The 8221-nt window shown below is 62.4% G+C and carries 7 protein-coding genes and 1 pseudogene; 1 reads left to right on the top strand and 7 read right to left on the bottom strand.

Annotated features, from left to right (window positions below; all coding sequences use genetic code 11):
- Positions 1-12: 12 nt before the first annotated feature.
- Genes BLS26_RS00040 through BLS26_RS00025 form a run of 4 tightly spaced genes read right to left on the bottom strand, consistent with a single transcriptional unit; the run spans position 13 to position 5049 of the window.
- The gene (locus tag BLS26_RS00040; RefSeq protein WP_092507315.1) at positions 13-1647 is read right to left on the bottom strand and encodes an ABC transporter ATP-binding protein; all 1635 of its coding nucleotides are present in this window, start codon (positions 1645-1647) and stop codon (positions 13-15) included.
- A gap of 1 nt (position 1648) precedes the next feature.
- Positions 1649-2488, bottom strand: coding sequence for an ABC transporter permease (locus tag BLS26_RS00035; protein WP_092507313.1), 840 nt, complete (start codon positions 2486-2488; stop codon positions 1649-1651).
- Positions 2485-3456, bottom strand: coding sequence for an ABC transporter permease (locus BLS26_RS00030; protein ID WP_092507311.1), 972 nt, complete (start codon positions 3454-3456; stop codon positions 2485-2487). Before BLS26_RS00030 ends, BLS26_RS00035 begins: the two co-directional genes overlap by 4 nt.
- Before the next feature lie 42 nt (positions 3457-3498).
- A complete protein-coding gene (locus BLS26_RS00025; RefSeq protein WP_092507309.1) occupies positions 3499-5049 on the bottom strand; it encodes an ABC transporter substrate-binding protein in 1551 nt (516 codons plus the stop codon).
- Positions 5050-5319: 270 nt separating this feature from the next.
- On the opposite strand from BLS26_RS00025, the gene BLS26_RS00020 reads away from it, so the two are divergent.
- Complete coding sequence (locus tag BLS26_RS00020; protein ID WP_092507307.1) at positions 5320-6345, top strand: histone deacetylase family protein; 1026 nt, start codon at positions 5320-5322, stop codon at positions 6343-6345.
- Positions 6346-6431: 86 nt separating this feature from the next.
- On the opposite strand, the gene BLS26_RS00015 is transcribed toward BLS26_RS00020, so the two are convergent.
- From BLS26_RS00015 to BLS26_RS36595, 3 genes and pseudogenes are all read right to left on the bottom strand, one after another.
- Positions 6432-6848: a hypothetical protein gene (locus tag BLS26_RS00015; protein WP_157676236.1), complete on the bottom strand. Its 417-nt coding sequence runs from the start codon at positions 6846-6848 to the stop codon at positions 6432-6434.
- A gap of 115 nt (positions 6849-6963) precedes the next feature.
- Positions 6964-7186, bottom strand: a pseudogene (locus BLS26_RS36600) (integrase); the annotation flags it as partial.
- A gap of 755 nt (positions 7187-7941) precedes the next feature.
- A partial coding sequence (locus tag BLS26_RS36595; protein WP_244541797.1) for a transposase occupies positions 7942-8221 on the bottom strand: 280 nt, incomplete at its 5' end.

The raw sequence follows: 8221 nt of genomic DNA, 5'->3' as shown, positions 1-8221 counted from the left end.
TCAGGTGCGGCCTCAGGCACTTGCGGCGCGAGGCGTCGCTACGGGCGCTCCTTGCCCGGGGACGGCAGCAAGCAGTTCGCGCGTGTAGGGATGTTCGGGCGCTGCGAACAGCGCCGCGGTCGATTTCAACTCGACAATCACGCCACGCTGCATGACGGCGATGCGGTCGCAGATCTGGGCGGCGACGCGCAGGTCGTGGGTAATGAACAGCATCGAGAGACCAAGCCGCGCCTTCAGGTCTTCCAGCAGCGCCAGCACCTGCGCCTGCACGGATACGTCGAGCGCGGAGACGGCCTCATCCGCCACGATGACCTCGGGATCGAGCGCGAGCGCGCGGGCAATGCCGATACGCTGGCGCTGGCCGCCGGAGAATTCATGCGGGTAGCGTTCCATCGCACCGGCGTCGAGGCCGACCAGCGCAAGCAGCTCGCGGGTACGCTGCCGTGCCGCATCGGGCGCTGTGCCCTTGGCAATCGGCCCATCGCTGATGATGGCGCCGACCTTGCGGCGCGGATTGAGCGACGCGAAAGGATCCTGGAAGATCATCTGGATCCGGTGCCGCTGCTGGCGCAGCGCCCGTGAGCCGAGACGCATCAGGTCGACGTCGCCGAGCCGGACGGTGCCGCGGTCGGACTCGATCAGCCGCATCACCAGTCGGGCGACCGAGGACTTGCCCGATCCGGATTCGCCGACCAGACCCAGGGTTTCACCCTTGAGAATATCGAAGCTGACCGCGTTGGCGGCTTGCACCTTGCGATCGGGCCGGAACCAGCCGCCTGACGTGACGTAGGTCTTGTCGAGACCTACGACCTCGACCGCCTTGGCGCGGTCGCCCAGCGGCGCGCGAGCGGGAGGATGGATGGACGGCACCGCCGCGAGCAAGGCCTTGGTGTAGGTATGCTGCGGCCGGCCGAGCACTTCTGCTGCCGTGCCCTGTTCGACCACCTGTCCATGGCGCAGCACCACGACGCGGTCGGCGATGTCGGCGACCACGCCGAAATCGTGGGTGATGAACATGACCGCCATGTTGCGGCGGCGCTGCAGGTCGCGGATCAGCTTGAGGATCTGCGCCTGCGTCGTGACATCGAGCGCGGTGGTCGGTTCATCCGCCACCAGCACGGCCGGCTCCAGCGCCAGCGCCATCGCGATCATCGCGCGTTGACGTTGGCCGCCGGACAGTTGGTGGGGGTAGGCGCGCACGATGCGCTCGGGCTCGGGCAGGCCGACCTCGCGGGCGAGTCCGAGCGCCTTGTCGCGGCGCTCGCGCGGCGTCAGCAGGCCGTGGGCCTCGAACATTTCCATCATCTGGTCGCCGATCCGCATCAGCGGATTGAGCGCCGTCATCGGCTCCTGAAACACCATGGCGATGCGTCGGCCGCGGATGTCGTGCCAGTCGTCTTCACTGCAGGCGAGCAGGTTGCGGCCTTCGAACGCGATCTCACCGCTCTCGGTCGCGACCGTATCGGGGAGCAATCCCATCAGGGCATGGGCACACATCGATTTGCCCGAACCGGACTCGCCGACCACGCAGACGATCTCGCCGGCAACCAGATCGAGCGAAACCCCGTCGACGGCGTAGGGGCGTTCGCTGCCTGGCGGCAGCGCGATCTTCAGGTTTTTGATCGATACGGATGCAGTGCCGGACATCTCAGCGCCCGCCTTTGGCAAGTCGCGGGTTGAGCGCGTCGTTAAGGCCTTCGCCGATCAGGTTCAGGCCAAGGACCGACAGCAGGATGGCGAAGCCGGGAAATACCGTGATCCACCAGGCCTGCCGCACCACGGTTCGCCCGGCACCGATCATGTAGCCCCAGGAGATCAGGTTGGGATCGCCCAGCCCCAGGAACGACAGCGAGGATTCGAGCAGGATCGCGGTTGCCACCATCAGCGAGGCCAGCACGATGACGGGCGACAGCGCATTGGGCAGGATCTCGCGCCAGATGATCCATGAACGGGTCTGCCCGGTGACGATGGCGGCCTGGACATATTCGCGCGTGCGCAGCGACAACACCTCGCCGCGCACCAGCCGCGCCACCGGAGGCCAACTGACGATCGCGATCGAGCCGACGATCGAATAGATCGACGGTTGCAGGATCGCGACCAGCACGATGGCCAGCGCAAAACTCGGGATGGTCTGGAAGAACTCGGTGAACCGCATCAAGGCATCGTCGATCTTGCCGCCGAAATAGCCGGCGACGGCGCCGAGGGGAACGCCGACGGCCAAGGCGACGAGCGTCGACACCAGGCCGACCAGCAGCGAGACGCGGGCGCCGTAGATGATGCCGGCAAACACGTCGCGTCCGAGCGCGTCGGTGCCGAGCGGCACCTTGGCCAGCGTAAAGGGCGGCAGGAACGGCCGCTGCACCATGCGCCAGGGCGAATTCGGGAATACCCACGGCCCGAACAGCGCGACCAAAACGGCAATCACGAGAATGACCAGGCCGATCATTCCGCCGGGATTGCGCAACATGGTTTTCCAGAACTGCTTCATGCGGAAAACTCGATGCGCGGGTCGACCAGGCGATAGACCAGGTCGGTCACGAGGTTGAAGATCAAGACCATCGCCGAACAGACCACGAAGACGCCGAGCAGCAGGTTATAGTCCCGCTGCAACAGCGCTTCGTACATCAGCCGGCCGATTCCGGGCCAGGCGAACACGGTTTCGGTCAGCACCGCGCCGCCGATCAGCGTGCCGGAATGGACGCCGGCCAAGGTCACCACCGGCAGCAAGGCGTTGCGCAGCACATGGCGGCGCTGGATCAGGTTGTTGGTGAGGCCCTTGGCGCGGGCGGTCTTGACGAAATCGAGCCGGTTTACCTCCAGCATCGAGGCGCGGGTCATGCGGGCATAGGTCGCCATGAAGAACAGGCCGATGGTCGCCGCCGGCATGATCAGGTGTGCGCCGACGTCGAGGATGTGCGCAAGGCCGGTGTAATTGGCGCCGACGGTCTCATAGCCAAAACTCGGCAGCCAATCCATCACCACCGAAAACAGCAGGATCGCCATCAGCGCAATCCAGGGCAGCGGCGTGGCGTAGAACACCAGCGCCAGCACGGTGATGGCGGTATCGGCCCAGGTTCCGGCGAAGCGCGCCGCGAGCACGCCGAACAGAATGCCGAACAGCAACGAGATCGCAAACGCCGTCATCGTCAACAGCAAGGTGGCGGGGAGGCGGTCGATGATGAGCCTGGACACCGGCATCTGCTGCCGAAACGAGAAGCCGAGATCGAAGCTGGCAATGCCTTTGACGTAGCGGAATAGCTGCTCCGGCAGCGGACGATCGAGCCCGAACTTCTCCCGGAGCTGGGCCACGAAGATCTGATCGCTGGCACCGGCTTCACCCGCCATCACCATGGCGGGATCGCCCGGCGCGAGCCGGATCAGGAAGAAGTTCAGCACGATGATCGCAAACAGCACGATCACGCCCTTGACGATCCTCTGGCCAATGAACGACAGCATCAGAGGCTCATCTCTTCCGGCCTGGCGCGTGCACCAAACGCCTCACTTGTCGATCCAGGCTTCGCGAAAGCCGTCATTGACGCCGATCGCGGTCGTGATCAGGTTCTTGATCTTGCAGCGGGTGATGGTCGGAAATTGTAGCTCCAACATCCAGGCCACCGGCACGTCCTCGACCAGGATTTTTTGCGCCTTGTCGTAGAGCTCCTTGCGCCTGGAATCCGGCGTCGCGACCGCGCCTTCGGCAAACAGTTGGTCGATCTCCGGGTTCGAATATCCCTCGACGTTGTTGAACTGCTGGCCCTTGACGATCTGGCTGGAGACGTAGTTGCGGCCGACGCCGAGCGCGGGATCGCCGTATTGGTAGAGATAGGTGAAGGCGATATCGTAGTCCCAGTCGCCGATCTTCTGGTTCGAGCCCGGCACGTCGGTGGCGATGGTCTCGATGTTGAAACCGACGTCGACCAGATTCTGCTTCACGGCTTCGCCCCAGCGCTGCCAGGTTTCACCATAGGGCAGGGGCATCAGGCGCACCTTCTCGCCATTGTAGCCGGCTTCCTTCAGCAGCGCCTTGGCCTTGGCCGGATCGAACGGATATTTCGGCACGTCATCGGTGTAGAACTTGATGGTGGACGCCGAAGGACCGGTGGCGACCTTGCCGAGCCCGTTCCAGATCACGTCCTTGGCAAAATCGCGGTCGACCGCGTACATGATGGCCTGGCGGATCTTCTTGTTCGCGGTCGGGCCGGAACGGTTGTTGAGCCACATCCAGGCCAGCGGGCTGAAGAATTCCCAGCCCGCGCCGGTGACGCAGGTGTCCTTCAACTTGCTGATGCGCGGCACGTCGAAATTTTCCACCGAGCCTCCGGGCAGCACATCCACCTTGCCGGTCTCATACGCTACCGAGCGCGCCGCGGCGTCCGGAATGATCTGCCAGTAGATGCCATCGATAAAGGGCATACCTTTAACGTGATAGTTCGGGTTCTTCACGAGGTGAATGAACGAACCCTTCTGCCATTCCTTGAACATGAACGGGCCGGTACCGATGGGCGCGTTGTTGTTCGGATTGGTCTTGAAGTCGGTGCCTTCATAGAGATGCTTTGGGATCATTGGCATCGAGCCGACTTCGAAGATGCCGAGGAACGGCCCGAACGGCTGCTTCAGCGTGAAGACGACGGTGAGGTCGTCAGGCGCCTCGATCTTTTCGACCTGCACCATATTGTTGCGCGCGCGCGGGTGCGTCTGTTTCAGCATCTCGATCGAGAACAGAACGTCGGCGGAGGTGAATGGTTTGCCGTCGTGCCACAGCACACCCGGCTTGAGTTTGAAGATGTAGGTCTTGGCGTCCTCGCTGACGGTCCAGCTCTCGGCCAGCCCCGGCAGCGGCTCGAGTTTCGGGCTGTAGCGCAGCAGGCCCTCGAAGATATTGCCTGACACCATCTGGGTCGGACCGTTCTGGACCATCGCCATCATCAGGCCCGGTGGCTCGGGCTGGATCACGGCATTGATAACGCCGCCGGTCCTCGGCTCCTGCGCGAGCGCGGCGGCAGATGCGCCACAGACCAGAACCAAACCGACCAACACTCGCTTCAACATGATTTTTCTTTCCGATTCGAGGCGCGTAACGGCACATTATTGCGTGGCTTTACCTGTGTAATGGCTTGCAAAAAGGATGCCGGGCAGAGACCCGAATGGGCATTGGGCAATTTCGACAAGGTCCCGCTGTTCCGCGATGAAATGAACGACATTCGACGCTCAATTTATGCACAGCCCGTGCCTCATCCCCGAAGTGCGCGCAGTCCGGATTGCTAGGCCGCGCGGATGTTGATCTAGTTCGGCTTCCAAACGTGTCCTTGAGGTATTGAAGTGAAAGCGGTCTACACCGAGCGGCATCGCAGCCATGATCCGCAATTCTTTCTGGTGCGCGGCGTTATCAAGCGCACCACCGAACAGCCCGAGCGGGCCGACCGGTTGCTGAAGGGTCTTGCCGCCGGATCGCATGACATCATCGAACCCACCGCATTCGGTCAGGGACCGCGCGCGCGGGTGCACAGCGCGGAATATCTGCGCTTTCTGGCCGACGCCTGGAACGAGTGGTCGGCGCTTGGCGACGCCGGGCCGGAGATGATCGCCAACATCCATCCGGTGCGGCAGGCCGCGACCTATCCGACCAGCATTGTCGGCAAGCTCGGCTGGCACACCGCCGACACGGCGTGCCCAATCGGCCCGGGCACCTGGGCCGGCGCCTGTGCGGCCAGCGACGTCGCGGTCACGGCGGCGCAGCTCGTATTGGACGGCGAAGATGCCAGCTACGCGCTGTGCCGTCCGCCGGGCCATCACGCCTATGCCGACATGGCCGGCGGCTTCTGCTTCCTCAACAACACCGCGATTGCCGCAGCCCACCTGCGGCTCCGGCACGAGCGCGTGGCGATCCTCGATGTCGACGTGCATCACGGCAATGGCACGCAGGGCATTTTCTATGCGCGGCCGGACGTGCTGACGGTTTCCATCCACGCCGACCCCTCCGATTTTTATCCGTTCGTGTGGGGCTACGCGCACGAGCGCGGCGAGGGCGCCGGCCTCGGCGCCAATTTCAACATCCCGCTGCCGATCGGCACCGGCGACGATACCTATCTGACAGCGCTGGCGGACGCGAAAAAGACCATCGAGGCGTTTGCGCCGGGCGCGCTGGTCGTGGCGCTGGGTCTCGACGCCTCCGAACATGATCCGCTCAAGGGCATGTCGATCACCACCAGCGGTTTCAGCCGGATCGGCGACGTCATCGCGCGGATCGGCCTGCCGACGGTCATCGTTCAGGAGGGCGGGTATCTGTCCGATGTGCTCGGCGATAATCTCACGGCGTTCCTGGGTGGTTTTGAGGGAGCGAGGTAGGTCTCTCCCCGTCATTGCGAGCGCAGCGAAGCAATCCAGTCTGTAGGACGGGTGGTGGACGCACTAACGCCCGCTCGATGGAAGGGCTAGATGACCGCATACGAGGTAGCGTCATCTTTGTCTTCGATTTCCACACAACGGCCGTTCCCGAAGCGAAATACAACTTTGCTTCCCTTAAGCGTGGGCAGCATCTCATACGATACCAAAGGCTGACCGAGCACTCCGGCAAGTGCGCCTACGTCGGTGTGCGCGTAGGCCCATGTTTCTTCTTTGACTTCCCTTGGCTTTGGCTCATCAGTGAACGGGCGCCAGAAGACAAGGCGGAACTCAAAGTAGAGACGAAACCAGCCGCTACCGAACTTGAGGTACGTGACGTTGGCCGACGCCACACGTTCACCCTCGAACGTGTACGACTCGCAAATGAAGCCTTGGCATGCGCGGCCCACAATCTCCGGCGGCGTACCGTTTACTTCGAGCGTGAGATCGGGGGACTGATGGGGCATGTAACGTTGAGATTATAGCTATCTGGCGGAAGGGGTGTCTTGTCAACCACATTGATTTTATTTGTTTTTCCGAGCTCAAGATGGCCAAACCCACGGTCTCGCCTACGGCATTGAGCGGCGATATCCTCGACCCGGATAGCGACGACATCACAGCCACGAAGTTTGCTGTCGATTGCCAGATTGAACATGGCCAGGTCGCGAGCGCGACCCTCGATCTGGAGCTTTGTCCGAATGGACCATACGTGTTTGGGGCGCAGCGGGGGCTTTGCCCCGGTCATCTTTCCCTTGTTCCACGGCGCTCGCTTAGGCGCAGAGGTCGCAATCACTTGATCCTGCATGTTCATACTCCTCGGCTCGGTTACAGAGTCGAGAAGCATGAGCCACCGGATGGGCCATTGGAATCGGGTCGGTTTTCGGATCAAAGCGGACTCCGGGGTCAGGCTTGTCGATAAACCACTTGTAGCGTTTGACCCCAAACCGACATCGGGCGGGATCACGAAGGCTCCATGCTGGCTTCATCACCGCCCCTTCGGTATCTACCGGTGACTGAGAGTTCTGTAACGCTCCCGCCTGAACCCAAGGCGAAGCATCATGATCATCCGACCACGTTGCCCCGTATCGTCGTCGCAAACAAAGCCCGATGGATCAAAAAGCCTGTGGCCGTCCTTAACATCAAAAAAGTAGCGGGGCATCGCGAACCTCCAGATTGCCAAGCTCCTGCAGACAGCATTGTTCCGACACAGGCCGCCCCAGTTGGCGGCCTCTTGCAGTCATGTCGCCTCTTGGCACCAAACGGACCAGCCAGCACGGGGCCGGGATGTCCTCTGTGGATGGCTCCCGCGTTGCAAGGGCTAAATTGACGCAGTGGCATTGGTCGGGTGCAGTCTTCTGTCCGGCCTGTTGATGCAGTCGGTTGAGACTGCTGGCCCTGATGGAGTCCGCGAACAAGGTCCCATTCTGTTGTTCAGGCTATGACGCCTTGGACATCACTTGGGTTGTCCCCGTTCCCGGTCTGACCGGTCTGCCATCACATCGCATCGCGCTCGCAACCTCGTGAAGCTGATCTCCTCTTCAGCTAAATCGTGTATCCTTGTTATGCGGCCAGTGCAGGCCGGTGGCCTGGACGATAGATTTCGCCGCGTGCCATGATCGCCCAGACAATCCGTGCGGTCTTGTTCGCCATCGCGACCGTGGCGACCCTTGTGGGCTTTCGCGCAAGCAGATCTGCCAGCCGTGGATCGCCTTCGGGATTTTGCTTTGCACGGCGCACAAGCGCCGTCATGCCGACAATGAGCAGCTTGCGCAGGTATTTGTCGCCCATCTTGCTGATACGACCGAGCCGCTCTTTGCCACCGCTCGACTTCTGAAGTGGC

Origin of the sequence: Afipia sp. GAS231 (assembly GCF_900103365.1) — a bacterium.
Lineage (GTDB): Bacteria > Pseudomonadota > Alphaproteobacteria > Rhizobiales > Xanthobacteraceae > Bradyrhizobium.
The sequence above is the reverse complement of the archived record's forward strand: the minus strand, read 5'-3'. Positions and strand labels throughout refer to the sequence as shown.